23 protein-coding genes are annotated in these 18,042 nt (G+C 72.0%); 17 read left to right on the top strand and 6 right to left on the bottom strand.

The features are described 5' to 3' along the window. Positions 1–3 precede the first annotated feature (3 nt). From ACF3NS_RS12130 to ACF3NS_RS12145, 4 genes are all read left to right on the top strand, one after another. Positions 4–570: a hypothetical protein gene (locus tag ACF3NS_RS12130; protein ID WP_392466312.1), complete on the top strand. Its 567-nt coding sequence runs from the start codon at positions 4–6 to the stop codon at positions 568–570. Beyond that, positions 570–1,193 carry a hypothetical protein gene (locus ACF3NS_RS12135; protein WP_288797987.1) on the top strand — a complete coding sequence of 208 codons (624 nt, stop codon included), beginning with the start codon at positions 570–572 and terminating at the stop codon, positions 1,191–1,193. The genes ACF3NS_RS12130 and ACF3NS_RS12135 overlap by 1 nt, the downstream gene beginning before the upstream one ends. A gap of 118 nt (positions 1,194–1,311) precedes the next feature. After that, positions 1,312–1,773, top strand: a complete 462-nt coding sequence (locus ACF3NS_RS12140; protein WP_288797988.1) for a single-stranded DNA-binding protein — start codon at positions 1,312–1,314, stop codon at positions 1,771–1,773. Positions 1,774–2,006: 233 nt separating this feature from the next. Then, positions 2,007–2,450 (top strand): NUDIX hydrolase, encoded by a 444-nt coding sequence (locus tag ACF3NS_RS12145; protein ID WP_288797989.1) that lies wholly within the window; start codon positions 2,007–2,009, stop codon positions 2,448–2,450. A 41-nt stretch (positions 2,451–2,491) separates the two neighbouring features. Here the strand turns inward: ACF3NS_RS12145 and ACF3NS_RS12150 are convergent, their stop codons facing one another. Next, complete coding sequence (locus ACF3NS_RS12150) at positions 2,492–3,100, bottom strand: PucR family transcriptional regulator (RefSeq protein WP_392466315.1); 609 nt, start codon at positions 3,098–3,100, stop codon at positions 2,492–2,494. On the opposite strand from ACF3NS_RS12150, the gene ACF3NS_RS12155 reads away from it, so the two are divergent. The 7 genes from ACF3NS_RS12155 to ACF3NS_RS12185 all read left to right on the top strand — a co-directional run bounded on the left by ACF3NS_RS12155 (position 3,087) and on the right by ACF3NS_RS12185 (position 9,789). Then, positions 3,087–3,653 (top strand): MFS transporter, encoded by a 567-nt coding sequence (locus ACF3NS_RS12155; RefSeq protein ID WP_392466317.1) that lies wholly within the window; start codon positions 3,087–3,089, stop codon positions 3,651–3,653. The genes ACF3NS_RS12150 and ACF3NS_RS12155 overlap by 14 nt on opposite strands. Positions 3,654–3,794: 141 nt before the next feature. Next, positions 3,795–3,998 (top strand): hypothetical protein, encoded by a 204-nt coding sequence (locus ACF3NS_RS12160; protein ID WP_392466319.1) that lies wholly within the window; start codon positions 3,795–3,797, stop codon positions 3,996–3,998. 132 nt (positions 3,999–4,130) lie between these two features. Beyond that, a complete protein-coding gene (locus tag ACF3NS_RS12165; protein WP_392466321.1) occupies positions 4,131–6,485 on the top strand; it encodes an ATP-binding cassette domain-containing protein in 2,355 nt (784 codons plus the stop codon). Between the two features lie 9 nt (positions 6,486–6,494). Beyond that, positions 6,495–6,944: a hypothetical protein gene (locus ACF3NS_RS12170; protein ID WP_392466323.1), complete on the top strand. Its 450-nt coding sequence runs from the start codon at positions 6,495–6,497 to the stop codon at positions 6,942–6,944. A 454-nt stretch (positions 6,945–7,398) separates the two neighbouring features. Further along, on the top strand, positions 7,399–7,764 hold the full coding sequence (locus ACF3NS_RS12175; protein ID WP_195849131.1) for a nitroreductase family deazaflavin-dependent oxidoreductase: 366 nt from the start codon (positions 7,399–7,401) through the stop codon (positions 7,762–7,764). A 128-nt stretch (positions 7,765–7,892) separates the two neighbouring features. Next, positions 7,893–8,615 carry an extensin family protein gene (locus tag ACF3NS_RS12180; protein ID WP_392466325.1) on the top strand — a complete coding sequence of 241 codons (723 nt, stop codon included), beginning with the start codon at positions 7,893–7,895 and terminating at the stop codon, positions 8,613–8,615. 271 nt (positions 8,616–8,886) lie between these two features. Then, positions 8,887–9,789 carry an alpha/beta fold hydrolase gene (locus ACF3NS_RS12185; protein WP_392466327.1) on the top strand — a complete coding sequence of 301 codons (903 nt, stop codon included), beginning with the start codon at positions 8,887–8,889 and terminating at the stop codon, positions 9,787–9,789. 47 nt (positions 9,790–9,836) lie between these two features. Here the strand turns inward: ACF3NS_RS12185 and ACF3NS_RS12190 are convergent, their stop codons facing one another. Continuing rightward, a complete protein-coding gene (locus ACF3NS_RS12190; RefSeq protein WP_392466329.1) occupies positions 9,837–10,004 on the bottom strand; it encodes a hypothetical protein in 168 nt (55 codons plus the stop codon). A 57-nt stretch (positions 10,005–10,061) separates the two neighbouring features. Between ACF3NS_RS12190 and ACF3NS_RS12195 the strand changes: the two genes are divergently transcribed. Both ACF3NS_RS12195 and ACF3NS_RS12200 read left to right on the top strand, forming a co-directional pair. Next, complete coding sequence (locus ACF3NS_RS12195) at positions 10,062–10,859, top strand: GNAT family N-acetyltransferase (RefSeq protein WP_392466331.1); 798 nt, start codon at positions 10,062–10,064, stop codon at positions 10,857–10,859. 139 nt (positions 10,860–10,998) lie between these two features. Then, positions 10,999–12,516, top strand: coding sequence for a DUF222 domain-containing protein (locus ACF3NS_RS12200; protein WP_392466334.1), 1,518 nt, complete (start codon positions 10,999–11,001; stop codon positions 12,514–12,516). Positions 12,517–12,578: 62 nt separating this feature from the next. Here ACF3NS_RS12200 and ACF3NS_RS12205 read toward each other — a convergent pair whose 3' ends face one another. Next, positions 12,579–12,992: a VOC family protein gene (locus ACF3NS_RS12205; protein WP_154592851.1), complete on the bottom strand. Its 414-nt coding sequence runs from the start codon at positions 12,990–12,992 to the stop codon at positions 12,579–12,581. Between the two features lie 49 nt (positions 12,993–13,041). On the opposite strand from ACF3NS_RS12205, the gene ACF3NS_RS12210 reads away from it, so the two are divergent. The 4 genes from ACF3NS_RS12210 to ACF3NS_RS12225 are packed head-to-tail and all read left to right on the top strand — an operon-like array spanning position 13,042 to position 16,142. Continuing rightward, positions 13,042–13,965, top strand: coding sequence for a pseudouridine synthase (locus tag ACF3NS_RS12210; RefSeq protein WP_288798712.1), 924 nt, complete (start codon positions 13,042–13,044; stop codon positions 13,963–13,965). Positions 13,966–13,975: 10 nt separating this feature from the next. After that, entirely contained in the window at positions 13,976–15,121 is a 1,146-nt protein-coding gene (locus tag ACF3NS_RS12215; RefSeq protein ID WP_154592852.1) for a methyltransferase domain-containing protein, read from the top strand. A gap of 21 nt (positions 15,122–15,142) precedes the next feature. After that, positions 15,143–15,667, top strand: a complete 525-nt coding sequence (locus tag ACF3NS_RS12220; protein ID WP_392466337.1) for a GNAT family N-acetyltransferase — start codon at positions 15,143–15,145, stop codon at positions 15,665–15,667. Positions 15,668–15,719: 52 nt separating this feature from the next. Beyond that, positions 15,720–16,142: a nuclear transport factor 2 family protein gene (locus ACF3NS_RS12225; RefSeq protein WP_154592854.1), complete on the top strand. Its 423-nt coding sequence runs from the start codon at positions 15,720–15,722 to the stop codon at positions 16,140–16,142. Positions 16,143–16,476: 334 nt separating this feature from the next. Here the strand turns inward: ACF3NS_RS12225 and ACF3NS_RS12230 are convergent, their stop codons facing one another. From ACF3NS_RS12230 to ACF3NS_RS12240, 3 genes are read right to left on the bottom strand one after another with little or no spacing between them, the layout of a single operon-like run. Beyond that, positions 16,477–17,175, bottom strand: a complete 699-nt coding sequence (locus ACF3NS_RS12230; protein ID WP_154592855.1) for a type 1 glutamine amidotransferase domain-containing protein — start codon at positions 17,173–17,175, stop codon at positions 16,477–16,479. Positions 17,176–17,198: 23 nt separating this feature from the next. Beyond that, complete coding sequence (locus ACF3NS_RS12235) at positions 17,199–17,564, bottom strand: tetratricopeptide repeat protein (RefSeq protein ID WP_311966457.1); 366 nt, start codon at positions 17,562–17,564, stop codon at positions 17,199–17,201. 30 nt (positions 17,565–17,594) lie between these two features. After that, on the bottom strand, positions 17,595–17,990 hold the full coding sequence (locus ACF3NS_RS12240; RefSeq protein WP_154592856.1) for a DUF2695 domain-containing protein: 396 nt from the start codon (positions 17,988–17,990) through the stop codon (positions 17,595–17,597). Positions 17,991–18,042: the final 52 nt, after the last annotated feature.

Here is an 18,042-nt window from a genome sequence, read left to right on the forward strand (position 1 = left end):
CTCATGCGCCTCCTCGGACCTCATGACCTGCTCACGGCCGCCATCACCGTCAAGGACGGGGTCACCGATGCCGCGGACCTGTGGCCTCGCACCCTCGACCTGATCGACCGCGTCGAGGCCATGGTGGGCCGGGGGGAGGCGTTGCTGGAGCTGGCGGAGGACCTGCTCGCGCAGGCCGCCCTCACCCGGGCGCACGTCGACGAGGTCGCCGACGCCGCGGCCGAGACGTCGGCGCGGGCGTCGGCGCTGGTGGCCAGGGCCGAGGCCCTGACGGCGGTGGGGGAGGCGTCCCTGCCTCGGCTGCAGCCCTTGGTCGAGCCGCTCGCGCAGCTGGCGGACAAGGCCCTGCCGATCGCCTCCGAGGTGGTGGCGAGCGTCGAGCGCGACGAGGTCATGTCCCTCGTGGCCATGATCGACCGCCTCCCGGAGGCGCTCGCGCAGATCGACCGGATCGCCCCGGACGTCCACGAGATCCTCGACTCCGTGACCGATCTGGCGCACGCGGCCCAGGGGCTGCCCGGCATGGGGTCGCTCATCAGGCGGGGCGAGCGCAAGGACGACGACGGCTGATGGGTGACGGGCACCGTCGCGCCCCGTGGTGGATCGCTGCGGGTGCCGCGACCCTGCTCGCGGCCGCCTGGGGGCGGCTCAACCCCACGTGCTCCCTGCTGGTCCACGAGCTCCTCGACCACCCCGTGGTGCTGGGGCTGGCTGGCTACCTGCTGCTGGCGTGGGGGATGTCGTCGATCGCCCGCGACCCGCAGCGTCGGCTCGTGGTCCGCGTCCTGCTTGCGGCGCTCGGCGCCACGGCCTTCGGCCTGGTCGGGGTGGTCCTCAGCGTGGGGGTCAACCCCGGTCGTGACGAGCTGGTCCTCCCCGCGCCGGCTCGAGCCGGGGTCGAGGCCTACGAGGCCGACATCGTCAGTGACGGCGACCTCGTCTCACCCCTGACCACGGTGGTCGTGCGGCACCGCGGCTGGGGGCTGTCCGCGCGCTGGTGGCCGGCCGCCTGCATCAACGGTGAGTACGCCGGAGGCACCATGACCTCGGCCAGGTGGACCGGCCCCACCGAGCTGGTGGTGGTCCTCGACGGTGGTCGGGAGGTGGCCGTGTCCGTCGAGCCGGCGACGGCGGAGCCGCGCGAGGTCGTGCGGCTCGGACGTCGTTGTGGCGCCGCCTCGTCCACAGGTTGACGCGTTCCCGCCGCTGTCGTCCACAGCCTCCGACGGAGCCTTGGTCGTATGCCGTCCCGCTGCCACCGTGGTCCTCGACCCGCCATCGGCGGGAGCAGGCATCAGGTGAGGAGCGGAGATGACGCAGATGGGGCGGCTGGACGTGGAGGCGGCGGAGGGCGAGGGCGGGCACGACACGGGCGGGCACGACACGGGCGGGGGTGATGAGGTGTGCAACGAGGTCCGGCTGCGAGGGAGGGTGAGCGCCGAGCCCGAGCTCAGGGCGCTGCCGAGCGGGGTGCTCCTCGTGAGCCTGCGCGTGGTCGTGCCTCGGCCGCCGGACCCGCGGGCGGCCGAGGAGGGCCGGCGGGCGGCGACGGTGGACACCATCGACGTGGCCTGCTGGCCCGGCGACGCGCAGGAGCAGGCGGTGGACCTCGCCGCCGGCGACCACGTGGAAGTGCGCGGGGCGCTGCGGCGACGCTTCTACCAGACACCCGGCGGCGCGCAGTCCCGCTACGAGGTGCAGGTCGAGACCATCGCGCTCCTGCATCGCGACGGCGGGGTCGTCACCGATCACGAACGGGCCGGCCGGACGTAGCCTGGGCGCAAGGAGGTGCACCACGGGGACCTCGTCGAGCGGGCCCGCTGCCCCCGTCCGCAGGAGCGAGCTCACGCGGTCGGACTGGACGACAGGCGCCGCCATCGTGTGGTTCCTGGCGCTGCCGTGGGCGCGGCCCTCACCGCTGCGCGCCCTGGTTCGGGATCGAGGGCCCGGCGGTGATGGCCGGGGGGAGGCTGTCCTGCGGCGACCCTCGTGACTACAGTCATGTCATGGCGAACCGACCGGAGAAGTTCGACGTCGTCGTCTCGGCCGTGATCCGCAGCGGGCCCCGCGTGCTGCTGACCCGGCTCGAGGACCATGACTACTGGTTCCTGCCCGGCGGCCCGGTGACCCTGGGCGAGTCTGCCAAGGACGCGCTGCACAAGGACATACTCGAGGAGCTCGGGCTCGAGGCCAAGGTCGCCGACCTGATAGCCGTGGTGGAGAACGCCTTCGAGCTGGACGGTGTGGCCCACCACGAGATCAACCTCGCCTTCGAGGCCAAGGTCGACCGCACCTCCTCCGAGGCGCTCGTGCCGGGGATGGAGTTCCGGTGGTTCGACTCCGAGGCGCTCTACGACCTCGACATCCGGCCACCGAGCCTCGCGACGGTCGTCCGCTACGGCCCCGACGCTGCGCGACTTCCGTTGCAGAGCAACGGTCTCGGTCACTGACGAGCATCCCTGCAGCACCGGGCGGGGCCATCGCTGGAGGCTCAGCCGACTCGGCTCACGCGCTCGGACAGCCGGTGCAGCTCCAGGGCCAGGCCCAGCTCGAACGTCCGCCCGGGCTCGCGCCAGCGCTCGCCGAGCAGCTCGTCGATCCGGTGCAGCCGCTGGTAGAGCGTGTTGGTGTGCACGCCGAGACGCGCAGCCGTCGCGGCGTGCGACCGCCCCGAGCCGAGATAGGCCGCGAGCGTCCCGACGAGGTCGCTACCGGTGTCGGCGTCGCGGTCGAGCAACGGACCGAGCTGCCAGCGCACGTGCGCCGCGCCGGAGCCCTCGCCCGCGCTGGTGAGCACCGCCGCGAGGATGCCGAGGTCCTCGGACCGCACCACCGCGGCGGGCCTGCCCAGCGCCGCGAGGACGCCGACCCCTCGGTCAGCCCGCCGCCAGGCCGCCGCGACGGCTGACGCGACGGGTGACGCGCTCGCGGGCCCCGGTCGCCCCAACCCTCGGCCTGCCTCCACCACCGGGCGCACCGCCACCGCTCGACCGTCCCCATCGACGTCTGGCCTCTCGACGGCGGCGACGACGACGTGGTGGGCGACGGAGGGGCCGAGGGCGATGGTCGCCTCGTCGGCGGTCTGGGTGAGCAGCGCCACCGTGCGCTCGCCGACCTGGCCCGCCCAGGACCTCGGCGCCCGCGCGAGGACCCGCGCGACCACCCGCTCCGCACCTGTGGCCGTCCCCTTCCTGTTCGGCGCGGTCGCCATGGTCGTCAACGGCCACCACTCCGACCGGGTGGGGGAGCGGCGCTGGCACGTCGCCGTCCCGGCCGTGATCGCCGGGCTCTCGATCCCCGTCGCGCTCTACCAGCACTCGCCGCTCGCCGTGATGGTCGCCATCACCTTCACGGCCATCGGGTTCTGCGCCGCTCTGCCGGTCTTCTGGTCGCTGCCCAGCGCCTTCCTCACGGGCGCCGGTGCCGCCGCCGGCATCGCCCTGATCAACTCGCTCGGCAACATCTCGGGCTTCGCGGCGCCCTTCGTCACGGGCTTCAGCATCGACCTGACCGGCAGCGCCAAGCCCGCCCTGTGGATGGTCGGCGCCCTGCTGGTCGGGGCGGCCGTCGTCACCCTCAGCCTGGGTCATGCACCCCGGCGCACCGACGAGCAGGCACCCGCAGTCGAACGGACGGGGAGCACCACGCCCTGAGCCGCACCGCACCCGCGTGCCCGCGACCGGTCCCCCTTGCCGGCCGCGGGCACGCGCGTCACCCGGCCGTGCGGCGTACCCTGGGCGAACCAGCACCGACGCACCGGCGCGTGGGTGCGAGCACGAGAGTGGGTGGCAGCGATGAGGCGCGACCACGACGAGCCCGACGCCGCGAGGCAGACGGACCTGCCCTTCTCCGAGCGGCTGGCCCGGGCCTCGCACGACCAGCACGAGCCCTGGCCGGACGACGAGTACGTCCCCCACGACAAGGCCAGGGGCCGCAACGCCGCCGCCCGGGCAGCGGCGACCGGAGCGATGCTGGGCGGCGGCGTCCAGCACCTCTGAGGCGCCGATCGTCCGGACGGCGGCGCTGCGGCATACGGGCTCGGACCCGGCCAGGCGGCAGACCGCCGGACCGGTCTCGGTCCACGATGGCCCCGGCGACCTGAGGCCGCAGGCCCGACGAACGGAGACCCGATGACGCAGCACGCCACCGACCACCACGACCTGATCCGCGTGCAGGGTGCGCGGGAGAACAACCTCAAGGACATCAGCGTCGAGCTGCCCAAGCGCCGGCTGACCGTATTCACGGGGGTGTCGGGGTCGGGCAAGAGCTCGCTGGTCTTCGCGACCATCGCGGCCGAGTCGCAGCGGATGATCAACGAGACCTACAGCGCCTTCGTGCAGGGCTTCATGCCGTCGCTCGCCCGCCCGGACGTCGACCACCTCGAGGGGCTGACGACCGCCATCCTCGTCGACCAGGAGCGGATGGGCGCCAACCTGCGATCCACCGTCGGGACCGCCACGGACGCACACGCGATGCTGCGAGTCCTCTTCTCCCGCATCGGATCTCCTCACGTCGGTTCGCCGCAGGCGTTCTCCTTCAACGTGCCCTCGGTGTCGGGTGCTGGCGCCGTGACGATCCAGACGGGGGCTAACAAGGGCAAGAAGGAGAAGCGCACCTTCTCGATCACCGGCGGCATGTGCCCCGAGTGCGAGGGCACCGGCCGGGTCTCGGACTTCGATCTCGCCGCCATCGTCGACGACTCGAAGTCCTTGGCGGACGGGGCGATTCTCGTCCCGGGCTACTCGATGGACGGGTGGTACGGCCGGATCTTCTCCGGCTTCGGCTTCGACATGGACAAGCCGGTGCGGAGGTTCACCAAGGCCGAGCGGGAGGTCCTGCTCCACAAGGAGCCGACCAAGATCAAGGTCGAGGGGATCAACCTCACCTACGAGGGCATCATCCCGCGGATCCAGAAGTCGATGCTGTCCAAGGACCGCGAGGCGATGCAGCCGCACGTGCGGGCCTTCGTGGACCGGGCGGTGGTGTTCAAGCCATGCCCCGCGTGCGGTGGCACCCGGCTGGCGCCGCACGCCCTGGAGTCGCGCATCGACGGCGTCAACATCGCCGACTGCTGCGCCATGCAGATCACCGACCTCGCGGCCTGGGTGCGGGGGCTGAAGCATCCCGAGGCTGCCCCGCTGCTGACCGGGCTGCTGCACCTGCTCGACTCGTTCGTCGAGATCGGGCTGGGCTACCTGTCGCTGGACCGGCCCGCGGGCACGCTCAGCGGGGGAGAGGCCCAGCGCACCAAGATGATCCGTCACCTGGGGTCGTCGCTGACCGACGTCACCTACGTCTTCGACGAGCCGTCGATCGGGTTGCACCCGCACGACATCCAGCGCATGAACGAGCTGCTCGTGCGGCTGCGCGACAAGGGCAACACCATCCTCGTCGTGGAGCACAAGCCCGAGATGATCGCGATCGCCGACCACGTCGTCGACCTGGGACCGGGCGCCGGAGCCGCAGGAGGCGAGGTGTGCTTCGAGGGCACCGTCGCCGGGCTGCGGCGCAGCGGCACCCTCACCGGTCGCCACCTGGAGGACCGGGCGCAGCTCAAGGCGACGGTGCGCGAGGCGTCGTCGGCGTTCCCCATCCGCGGCGCGTCGACCCACAACCTGCGGGACGTCGACGTCGACGTGCCCCTCGGCGTGCTCTGCGTCGTCACCGGGGTCGCCGGGTCGGGGAAGTCGTCGCTCATCCACGGGTCGCTGCGCGGCGACGACGTCGTGGTCATCGACCAGGGCGCCATCAAGGGCTCGCGGCGGTCCAACCCGGCGACCTACACCGGGCTGCTCGAGCCGGTGCGCAAGGCCTTCGCCAAGGCGAACGGCGTCAAACCCGCTCTCTTCTCGGCGAACTCCGAGGGCGCCTGCCCGAGCTGCAAGGGCGCGGGCGTGATCTACACCGAGCTGGGCTTCATGGACACGGTGTCCACGCCGTGCGAGGTGTGCGACGCCAAGGGGTTCCAGCCCGAGGTGCTGGACCACCACCTGGGTGGCAAGGACATCGCCGAGGTGATGGCCATGTCGGTGGCGCAGGCGCGCGCGTTCTTTGGCGAGGGCGAGGCGCGGATCCCCGCCGCGCACAAGGTCCTGGAGCGGCTCGAGAACGTCGGGCTCGGCTACCTCACCATCGGGCAACCGCTGACCACGCTGTCCGGCGGCGAGCGCCAGCGCCTCAAGCTCGCCGCGCAGATGGGGGACAAGGGCACGACATACGTGCTCGACGAACCCACGACCGGCCTGCACCTGGCCGACGTGGGCAACCTGCTCGGTCTGCTCGACCGGCTCGTCGACGGCGGCAAGTCGGTCGTCGTGATCGAGCACCACCAGGCGGTCATGGCGCACGCCGACTGGATCATCGACCTCGGTCCGGGCGCAGGGCACGACGGCGGGCGCGTCGTCTTCGAGGGCACCCCAGGCGAGCTCGTGAGACGGCGGGACACGCTCACGGGCCAGCACCTCGCCGAGTACGTCGGCGCCTAGGCTCGATCCATGGACAGCCGCAGCAAGCAGCAGGTGAAGGACGACTTGCTCGCGCACCTCCAGGAGCGCCTCGCCTCCAGCACCTCGAGCACGGCGCAGCAGGGGGCGGGCGGCGCGGGCGCCCCGGACCAGCGGCGGGTCGACGACGACTCCCAGCGGGACGAGGCGGGGGACCTGCACGACATCTTCGGCCGAGCCGACGCGCAGGAGCGGCTCGACCTCAAGGAGGCCAGAGCTCTCGACGTCTCGCCCCGGGACGTCGTGGAGCCGGGGGCGATCATCGAGCTCGACGGCCGCCACTACGTCGTGGGTGTGCCCACGGACGAGTTCGTGTCGGGCGGCGTGGCCTACGAGGGCATCGCCACGGACGCGCCGATCTACGACGTGATCCACGGGTTACGCGCCGACGACACCTTCAGCTTCGGCGGCCAGGACCAGATCATCACCTCGGTCGACTGAGACGCGGTGGAGGCCGCCCTGCATGTCGGCCTAGCCAGCGGCTCACGGGGCGACGTCGGTCATGCCTCGCAACTGGGCAGGTCGACCGGGCGGCGCAGCTCATTGCGAGCGGGAAGGCGACACCCGCCACGCGCCGCAAGGGAAAGCGCCGGCCTACGCGCGTACGACGCGACACACTGTGCCGCCGCAATCGCGATCAACGACGACCACCTGGTCGCAGCCACAGGCGCCCGGCGCCTACTCGCCGCGTGGCACGCCGAGGGCCTCGCGACGTGGAACCCCAACGGGTGACCTAGCGCCGATAATCTACATTATGTCATTTATGAGTCTGCGTCGTGCATCGGATGAGTCACCAGCGCCTCCCAGACACACACCCCCCTTCCCGGTCATGCTGCCGCCAGTTCCCCTTCCCGTTCCCTGCCGTCCGCCCCGGCGCGCGGCCTACACTCGGCGCATGGGCAGGCTGCGGCTGGAGGACCTACCGGCGACCGGGACCTGCGACCTCACGACGACGGGTCGGCGCACCGGGGCTGAGCGCACGGTGGAGATCTGGTTCGTCCAGGTGGACGGTGCCGTGCACGTCGTGGGCACCCCCGGACCCCGGGGCTGGATCGCCAACCTGCGAGCCCACCCGCGAGCGTCGCTGTCGTTCGAGGGCAACGAGTTTCGCGTCATCGCGACCGAGGTGACCGCCCCCGCTGCCCGTGAGCACGTCGCGCGCAGCGCCTGGCGGGTGCAGCCCTGGTATGCCGGCCAGGGGCACAGCATCGAGGACTGGGTGGCCCGCTCCCCCATGATGCGTCTGACGCTCGCGACATGACCATCCCAGAGCCGCCCCGCGCAGGCCCACCTCGAAGAGCGGTGCTGGCGACCGGCGCGGTGACGGTGCTGGGCGTCGCTGCGGCCTGGGCGGCTCGAGATCCCTTGCAGGAGAGCGTGGATCAGCTGATGCAGGACGATCCGTCGTTGCCGTCCACCGACCCCACGGCCGTCGCGTCAGAGCAGCTTCACCGCGTCGATCGCCTTGCCGACGCGCGCCTCTACTACGAGATCTCCGGCACGCCGACCGGGTTCCGGATCGAGCCGGCCTTCGCGCAACGTCTCTCCGCGACGCTGGCCCGGCACTGGACCTACCTCGCGGCACCACCGCCGACCCAGCTCTGGTCGTATGGCGCCTGGGTCAGGCTCGAGGACCGTCCGCGCCTCTCATGGCACCACGCCGGACGCGCCTTCGACCTTGGGCGGGTCCGAGCCGGGGACGGCACGGACCGGGTGAGCTGTCGATATGACCTGTGGCAGAACAGCTCTGGCGCCCAGCGCGCTGCTCTCGAACGCGCCTACTGGCGGCTGGCCGCGAGCCTTCACCACGACTTCGCCTCGGTCCTGACCTATCTCTACGACGAGGCCCACCACAACCACATCCACGTCGACGACGGGCGCTCCGGTCCAACCGGCAGCACCTTCTCCCCCGGGTCGCGCATCCAGGTCCAGGCAGTGCAGGCGATGTGCCGACACGTGTGGGGTTTCGACATACGACCGAGCGGGTCCTGGGACGACGACACGCGATCGGCCACCCAGGAGGTGCTCGCGCGGGCGGGCGCGGGCGGGCGGCTCACGCAGGGTCGACGTCACTGGCGAGCCTTCCTGGACGCGACGGCCCGGCAACCATGATCCCGCAGGCGGTCACACCTGAGGCGGCGCGGGAGCCACTACCCGTGACGGACCACGTGATGGGAGGGTGACCACCATGGATCGGACGGACGACTTCGAGGCGCGACTGTGCCTGGACCGACTCCGGGCCCGCATTCCCCTGCCCGTCGACGCCGTCGAGCCGCCGGGCACCGCACCGGACCCGGCGAACTCGCTCCAGCCCTCGGGCCACGACGCGTCTGCCGGACTAGGGTGGCCTTGGCCAGACTCACCACGACGAACGGCACCCACCATGGCGGATCACGTCGACACCCCTCCCCTGACGTCCTTCACCCGTGACGGGCTGACCTTCGAGGTCGTCGACGGCGGGCCGCGCGCCGGCGAGGTGGTCGTGCTGCTGCACGGCTTCCCGGAGGACGCGTCCGCGTGGACAGCGGTCTCGGAACACCTGCACGACAACGGTTTCCGCACCCTCGCACCCGACCAGCGCGGCTACTCCCCCGGCGCGTCGCCGACCGGCACCGATGCCTATCGGGTCACCCAGCTCGTGCGCGACGTCCTGGCCCTCGTCGACGCCTCCGGGGCCGAGCGGGTGCACCTCGTCGGCCACGACTGGGGCGGCGCCGTCGCGTGGGCCACCGCACTGTCGTCGCCCGAGCGCCTGCTGTCCCTGACCGTCCTGTCGACACCCCACCCCACTGCGATGGCGCGCGCCCTGCGGACGCCGGACCAGGCGCGCCGCAGCTGGTACATGTTGGCCTTCCAGGTCCCGGGGCTGCCCGAGCGGGTCCTGTCCCGGTCGATGCGGCGCTTCCTGACCAGCGCGGGGCTCCCGGCGGACCATGCCGAGCGGTATGCCGCCCGCTTCGCAAGCCCGGCGAGCCTGCACGGCCCAATCGGGTGGTACCGCGCGAGCGGCCCCTGGCGGTCGCTCTCATCCCGCGGCTCCGGCAGGAGGACCGGTGGCAGTGCGCCGAAGGGTGCTGGTGCGCAACGGTCCTCGCAGGTCCGGGTCCCGACGACCTATGTGTGGGGGCGGCACGACGTGGCGCTCGGCCGCGCGGCTGCCGAGGGGACGGCCGACCTCGTCGACGCGGACTACCGGTTCGTCGAGCTCGACGCCGGGCACTGGTTGCCCGAGTGCCACCCGGACGAGGTCGCCGAGGCCATCACGGAGCGGGCCCGGAGGTCATGACGGTGACCACCTCCGGCATACGGGCTGAGACCGACTCCTGCTGATCCTCAGGGCATCTCGAGCTCACCGAGCTCGTCCCACCCCTTGCCGGGCTTCTCGAACGAGATGACCTTGGGGCGGCTGGCGGCGTACCGACCCTGCACCTTCATGGCGTCCTTGAAGTGGCCGGACTCGACGTGCTCCTTGCCGGCTTGCGCGACGGTGATCGTGATCATGGCTCCTCCACGGAAAGTCGGGTGCTGTCCGCCCCATTGTCGGGGAGACTCGCGCCCATGACGCACCACTCCCCCGCAGACCTGCTCAGGATGTATGACGCCCAGCTGCGCGACGAGGCCGAGCTCGTCTCCGCCGACAGCCGCGAACGTCACGGACCCGTCCTGTGGGGGATGTATCGCGGGGCGCGGGGATTCGTCACCTACCGAGACCTGGGCGGGCTCGACGCGGACGGGATCGACCGGCTGGTCGAGGAGACCCTCGACCACTATCGGTCAGACCCGCGGATCACCAAGGTGGAGTGGAAGACTCGCGGCCACGACGCGGCGCCGGGCTTGCACGAGGCGCTCGTCGGTCGGGGTTTCGTGCGGGGCGAGGACGAGTCCGTGATGATCGGGGAGGCAGCGGTGCTGGCCGCTGAGGTGCCCGTGCCCGAGGGCGTGGTCGTCCGGCGGGTGAGCGCCGAGGAGGACGTGCGGCGGATGTGCGCGAGCGCCGACGAGGCCTTCGGGGAGGCGGTGCCGGGGATGGCCGACGAGCTGCTCCACCGCCTGTCCCTCGGGCGAGACGACCTGGAGCTGTGGGTCGCCGAGGTGAACGGCGAGATGGTGTGCACGGGGCGACTCGAGCCGGTGGCCGGCACCGACTTCGCGGGGCTGTGGGGTGGGGCCACGCTGGAGGGCTGGCGTCGGAGGGGGATCTATCGAGCGCTGACCGCCGAGCGCGCGAGGTCCGCCGTGCGGCGCGGGATCCGGCTGCTGCAGAGCGACTCCACCGAGCACTCCCGCCCGATCCTGGAGCGCTCCGGCTTCGTGAAGGTCACGACGACGACGCCGTACGAGTGGCACCGGTCCTGACCTGGCCACTGGGGTCATGGTCCTGACGCCTCGAGGCCTGCTGATCGCAGAGTGTTGACGCGCTCTACGCTGGGTTAAATACCGGCTATCATGGTCAAACCACATGGATTTTCGAGTTTCTGTTCGATATCCTAATTGTATGTCGTACGCCGACGTACTCGCAGCCAGGGGCACCCTCGACGGGGCCCTGCAGGCGCTGCGCGTCCTCGGTGCCGGGCTGAGCTCGGTCCAGTCCATGGACCTGGCAGGTCTGGCCGTGACGGCGACCGAGGTCGCCGCCGCGGCGCGCGGTCTGGCGTGCGCCGTCACCATCGAGGCCGGCGAGCGGGGTGTCATCCGCGAGTCCGGGTCGACCAACGCGGCCGCCTGGCTGACCGACGCGGGCGCCGCGCTCACCGAGACCGATGCGCACGCCATCCGCCGGGCCATCGACACGACGACCCGGCCGGCTCTGACCGGTCTGCGCGACGCGCTCGCGACGGGCGAGGTGACGCCGAGCGACGCCGGTCGTGCCGCCTCCGTCTTCGACGAGCTGCGGACGGCCACGGACCCCGCGATGCACGGCGAGATCGCCGAGGCCGCCACGACCCTCGCCCGTCAGTGCACCAGCCGACGATCGCTGGCCCGGTTCAAGACCGAGATGCTCGCCCGCTACGGCACCCTCGACAGCGAGGAGCGCACGCGCAAGCACCACGAGGCGCAGCGTGGACTGTCCACCTGCACCGAGATGCCGGACGGTCTGTATCGCCTCGAGGGCCTGCTGGCCCCCGACGACAAGGCCACCTTGGACGCGGTCATCACCGCGTTGTCCGCGCCGGCACCCGACCCCGAGACGGGCCAGGTCGACACCCGGCTCCCGCGTGAGCGCCGCCTGGACGCCCTCATGCGCATGGCCGAGCTGGTCGGCGCCTCCACGCAGACCGGCCCCATGGGTGCCGGCACCCGGGTCAACCTCGCCATCCCGTTGGCTGCCCTCGCCCGGCCGTGCGAGCACCGAGCGCAGGACGCCTTCGGGCTCTGGCGGCCCACCGGGGAGCCCTGCGACTGCCCCACGCCCGTCGCCGCCGTCGACGACCTCGGCACGCACCTGCTCCCTGCGTACGCTCGCGAGCTGGCGTGCGACGCCGAGGTGACCCCGGTCTGGCTGGGTGAGGACGGTCAGCCCCTGGCGCTCGGGCGGACGGAGCGGCTGGCCAGCAAGGGTCAGCGACGTGCGCTCGAGGTGCGCGACGGCGGGTGCACCTTCCCGGGTTGCGGCAACCCCGCCTCGTGGTCACGCGTCCACCACATCATCCACTGGGCCGACGGGGGCGCGACCGACGCCGTCAACCTGGCGCTCCTGTGCGGGCACCACCACAGATTCGTCCATCAGCACGACATCAACGGGCGCGTCACGCCCGACGGGACACGGGTCGAGTGGGATGTCGTCAACGTCATGGGCAGCTGGCGACCGGCGCCCCGAGCATCCGACGCGTCCGGGCCACCGGAGCCGGCGCCATCGACGAGCCTGCCAGGGTCGCCCCAGCCACCGGACCCGCCAGACCCCGCGAACTCGTCGGACTTGTCGGACCCCACGGATCCCACGGACCCCACGGACCCCGCGGACCCGTCGGGACCAGCGCCCGATCCGCCAGACGACCACGGTCTGGCCGTCTAAGCGCAGACGGGGGCGGGCGGAGCCGTGCACCGGGCCCGTCTGCGCAGCCATGCGCCCTCGGATCAGACGGCCGTGCCCACGCACAGCTGCCAGGTGACGCCGTAGCGGTCACCCACCCAGCCGAAGTACGGCGTGAACCCGTAGTCACCGCGCGGCATGTAGACCTGCCCACCGTCGGCCAGGACCTCCCAGACCCGGTCGAGCTCGGCCTGGTCGGCGCAGTCCACCCACAGCGAGATGGACGGGGTGAGGCCGAACGCGTGCGGGACGCCTGAGTCCACCACCATGAGACGGTGGCCCTTGAGCTCCGCCGACGCGTGCAGGACCGGTCCGGTCGCCGGCCCCAGATCCCCGTCGCGCAGTGACACCGGGCCAGGCGCCCAGTCCTCGCCGAAGGCCCGGGCATACAGCGCCATCGCGTCCTGCGCCGCCCCCTCGAACATGATGAACGTGGCAGCGGCCTGGTTCGTCGTCATACGGCCAGGGTAGGAGGACGACCCACCCGAGGCGAGGCAAGATGGACCGGTGCCGTCCCACTCCCCCCTGCCGCCCCGCCACGGGCTGCAGGCGGCGTGGGTGCGGACCCCGGACCGCGACCCCGAGCAGCCTCCGCCCTGGGCGACGATGCGGGAGTGGCTGCGCCACAAGCTGCCTGATGAGGTCGACGTCGAGTCCATGCTGGCCGCAGGGCGGTTCGTGGACGACGCCGGCACCGCCTGGACTGGGCAGGAGCCCTACCGCCCGCACACCTTCGTGTGGTTTCATCGCGACCTGCGCGAGGAGCCCGTCGTGCCAGGGGAGCTCGCGGTCCTGCACCAGGACGAGCGGATCGTCGTGGTGGACAAGCCGCACTTCCTCTCGACCATCCCACGCGGCCGCCACGTCGCGCAGTCGGTGGTCGTGCGGGCCCGCGCCATGCTCGGGATGCCCGAGCTCGGGCCCGCCCACCGGCTCGACCGCCTGACCGCCGGCGTGCTCGTGCTGACCACCGAGCGTCGTTGGCGCACGCCCTACCAGCGCATGTTCGAGCAACGGGTCCCCGTCAAGACCTACGAGGCGATCGCCCCGCACCGGGCGGACCTCGCGCTGCCGACGACCATGCGCAGCCACATCGTCAAGGACCGCGGGGTCCTGACGGCTCGTGAGGTCCCCGGCCTGCCGGCCAATGCCGAGACCTTCGTCGAGCTGGTGGAGACACGCGGCGGCTTCGCCCGCTACCGGCTGCGTCCCCGCACGGGGCGGACGCACCAGCTGCGGCTCCACCTGGCCTCGCTCGGTGTCCCCATCGTCGGGGACCCGCTGTATCCCGTCGTCCTGCCCGACGCCGTCGACGACTTCACCGAGCCGCTGCGGCTGCTCGCCCGCACCCTGGAGTTCGTCGACCCCGTGGACGGGTCGCGGCGCCGGTTCGACAGCGGGCGGAAGCTCGCCTGGCCTGGCTGCCCGTAGCCTTGCGGCCATGCAGTGCGACTACTTCGACGCGGGGCGCTGCCGCTCGTGCACCCTCATGGGTGTCCCCTACCCCACCCAGCTCGCGGACAAGCAGCGCGCCGTCGCGGACGTCTTGGCTGACCACGTCACCGCTGACGCGTGGCTCGACCCGCAGGCGAGCCGCGAGGAGGGGTTCCGCAACAAGGCCAAGCTCGCCGTGGCGGGCACCACGAGCGCCCCGACCTTCGGCATCCTGGACGCCGGCGGGGAGGGGGTGGACCTGCGCCGTTGCGGCCTCTACGAGCCCGGCCTGCACGAGGCCGTGCTCGCGCTCGCCGAGGTCGTGCCCGCTCTCGGGCTCCAGCCGTATGACGTGCGGGCCCGTCAGGGCGAGCTCAAGCACCTGCTCGTGACCCACTCCCCCACGGGCGAGCTGATGGTGCGGTTCGTGCTGCGGTCGACCAACCAGCTGGGACGCCTGCGCCGAGGTCTCCCCACGATCCTCGCTGCCCTCCCCCGGGCCCGCGTGCTGTCGGCCAACGTCCAGCCACGGCACGCCGCGGTCCTGGAGGGCGACGACGAGGTCGTGCTCACCGACGCGGACACCCTGCCGATGCACGTGGCCGGCATGACGCTCCACCTCGGGACACGCAGCTTCTTCCAGACCAACACCTCCGTCGCGGACGCGCTCTACACGCAGGCCGGCGACTGGATCCTCGCTGCCCGACCCACCGACCTGCTCGACCTGTATTGCGGGGTGGGCGGATTCGCGTTGCACGCGGCCGTGCGCGCACGTGCGGCCCACCGATCGCTCCGGACGACGGGGGTCGAGGTGTCACCAGAGGCGATCAGCAGCGCCCGCCGCAGCGCGGACGAGCTGGGGCTCACCTCGGCACTCTTCGTCGACGGCGACGCGACGTCCCATGCCCTGCGGCCCAGCTCGGGCCCGGACCTGGTCGTGGTCAACCCACCGCGTCGGGGCATTGGCACGGGGCTGGCCGACCGGCTCGAGCGGTCCTCCGCCAGCACCGTGATCTACTCCAGCTGCAACCCCGCGACGTTGGCCCGCGACCTCGCCGACATGCCGTCGTGGCGGGTCGCCGCGGCCAGGCTGTTCGACATGTTCCCGCAGACCACCCACGCCGAGATCCTCGTGCACCTGCAGCGTCGCTGACTCACCTACGATGATCCCCTCATGACCGTCATCCGACCCCTCGAGCTGTCGGACGCCCCGGCCCTCACCGAGCTGGTCGCCGCCAGCCGCGAGCACCTGGAGCCGTGGGAGCCGGCACGGCCCGAGCGCTTCTACACCCTCGGCGGGCAGCAGGAGTTGGTGCGTCTCGCCCTGTCCGAGCGCCGGGGCGGCCGCATGGGCCCCTATGTCGTCCTGGACGAGCAGGGCTCGCCGGCCGGCCGCATCACGCTCAACAACATCGTGCGGGGTGCCGGCCAGTACGCGAGCGTGGGCTACTGGCTGGGCGCCGGGCAGACCGGGCGTGGCCTGGCGACCCGGGCCCTGGCCGAGCTCGTCGACCTCGCGTTCGGCGAGTGGGGACTGCACCGCCTGGAGGCCGGGACCCTGCTGCACAACACCGCCTCGCAAAGGGTGCTGGAGCGTAACGGTTTTCAGCCCTACGGGCTGGCCCGCAAGTACGTCATGATCGCCGGCACCTACCAGGACCACCAGCTGTGCGAGCTGCTCTCGCCCGACCTCCGCTAGTGCCGCGGGCCACCCCTGGTAGCGCCCGATCGAGCATGTATACAGTGTTCACATGATGAGCATGGACGCACCCCAGCTGATCTCCTCCTACGAGCGGGCGGTCGCCTCGATCGACGTCGACAGGCTCCTGGACCTCTACGCCGAGGACGCGCGGGTCTTCGACGGCACCTCGGCCTGGCAGTACACCTCACGCGACGAGTGGCGGGCCGCCGTCGACATGTGGTTCCGCCACCTCGCGGGCAACGGGGCGTGCGAGATCCGTGAGCCGCGGGTCGCCGGGTCCGACACCATCCTCGTCCTCTCCGGACTCGCCTGCTACGGCGCCGACGACCGCGAGGGTGGGCGCACGGAGGTCGTGTCGCGCTTCACCCAGGTGTGGGAGCCGGGCGACAACGGCCCTCGCATCACGCACGAGCACACGTCCCTCCCCCTCGACGACGCGTGCGAGCGCCCCCTGCCGCAACCGGGGTCCTGACGCAGGCCCGACAGCCGTCTCCCGACAACCGTCTCGCGACAGGCGCACCAGCCCACCCGCGGGGCGACCGTCCAGCGCTGGGCGTCGGCGCAGTGCGACGTCCCGCCGTCGCGGGAACGTTCTACACCCTCGACGAGCACGGGATCGTCCAGGCGCGGATCACCGACCTCGACACCGGCTGCAGCCAGACCTACGCCTTGCGGGCGGACGTCTGGACCGCGGTCAGACCTCGCCACACCAGTGCTGCTGGTCGAGATGCACCCGCCGTCCTCGAGACGGGGGCGGGGGTCCTGACCGTGCCAGGTCCCCCGCCCCACTCACCCCCGGTGGCACGTCACTTCAGGCGCTTCAGCACCGCCTTGGCGACGCTCTGCGCGCTCTGGGGGTTCTGTCCGGTGATGAGGTTCTTGTCCCGCACGACGTTGTCCTTGAAGGGCAGGAGGGCCTTGGAGTACTTGGCTCCCAGCGCCTTCAGCTCCTCGTCCAGGCGGAAGGGGACCGCGTCCTGACGCTTGGCGAGCTTCTCCTCCGGCCAGGAGAACCCTGTGACCTTGCGTCCGGCGATGACGGGGGTGCCGTCCTCGCGGCGCGCGGCCAGCAGCCCCGCAGGGCCGTGGCACACCGCGGAGACCACCTTGCCCTGGGCGTCCAGGTCGGCGATGAGGGCTCCGAGCGCCTGGCTGGTGGGGAAGTCGAACATCACGCCGTGTCCCCCGGTGAGGTAGATGGCGTCGAAGTCCTCCGCCGCGACGTCCGCGACCCGCACCGTGTCGTCCAGCAGGGACATGAAGTCGGGGTCGGCGTAGCGCTCCCCCGTCCCCCCGCTCTTGAGCATCGGCGCGGACAGGCTCTCGGGGTCCAGCGGTACGGCGCCTCCGTCGATGCTGGCGATGGTCACGTCGTGGCCCGCCTCCGTGACCACATCGTAGAAGTGGGTCAGCTCCCCCAGCCAGAGCCCGGTGCGGTAGCCGGCGGTGGTGTAGCGGGGGGTGTTGGTGACGACGATCAGAATCCTCTTGGGCGTGCGTGTCATGAACTTCGACATACCCACCGACCTCAGGGCGCAGTCCCGGGCCCGTGCGCCGTCCCCTGCGCCAGGTGGCGGTCGTCGCCCGTGAGCGCTGCCAGGATCCGCCGCTGCGTGGCGGCCTCCGCGCCCAGCCCCTGGCGTTCGAGGGTGCGCGCGAGCAGGAGCCGGACGTAGTCGTCCGTCGGGGCCCGTTCGACGAGCTCGGTCAGCTCGTCCCGCGCGCGGCCGAGCTGCGCCGAGTGGTAGTACGCCCGAGCCAGGAGCAGGCGCACGGCGACGTTGTCCGGCTCGGTCCCCAGCAGATCGGCGAGCGAGTGGGCGGCCGCGGCGTATCTCTTCTGGTCGAACAGGTGCTGGGCCATCGACAGCTGCAGGTAGCGCAGGTCCTCCACGGATGCTCCTTCGGTCAGGGCGATGTCGGCCTAACACGTCTGCGGCGCATGGCATTCCCCCGCCCACCAGTTGCGCTGCGCGAGACGCCAGAGACGGCACGGCTGGGTGGAGCCCGCCCGGACCTCCAGGCAGTGGCCGACAGAGGCGATCGGACCGTCCCAGGCGACCGCCAGCGCGCGGGGCTCCACCTCGTAGGCCCGCAGCTGCAGCTCGCAGTCGCACGACGCGCCCCGGACCCCCAGCCGGCGTTCGAGGCGGGTCGCCCTGGGCGCTCGCTGCTCCCGCCACGTCTGCACCCACCGCCAGGACCCGTCGCAGTCGAACCGCTGCACCATGCGCCCCACGTAGCACACGACGCACTCGTGCGGGTGCGCACCCATCAGCTCGCGAACGACCTCTGAGGGGTCGGTCCTCGTCGCCGTCATGTCGGCCCTCCTCCTTCACCGGGGCCCAGTGTGTCCCGCGGCGGGTTCGGTG

The organism is Arsenicicoccus cauae, from assembly GCF_043162025.1.
GTDB lineage: Bacteria > Actinomycetota > Actinomycetes > Actinomycetales > Dermatophilaceae > Arsenicicoccus > Arsenicicoccus cauae.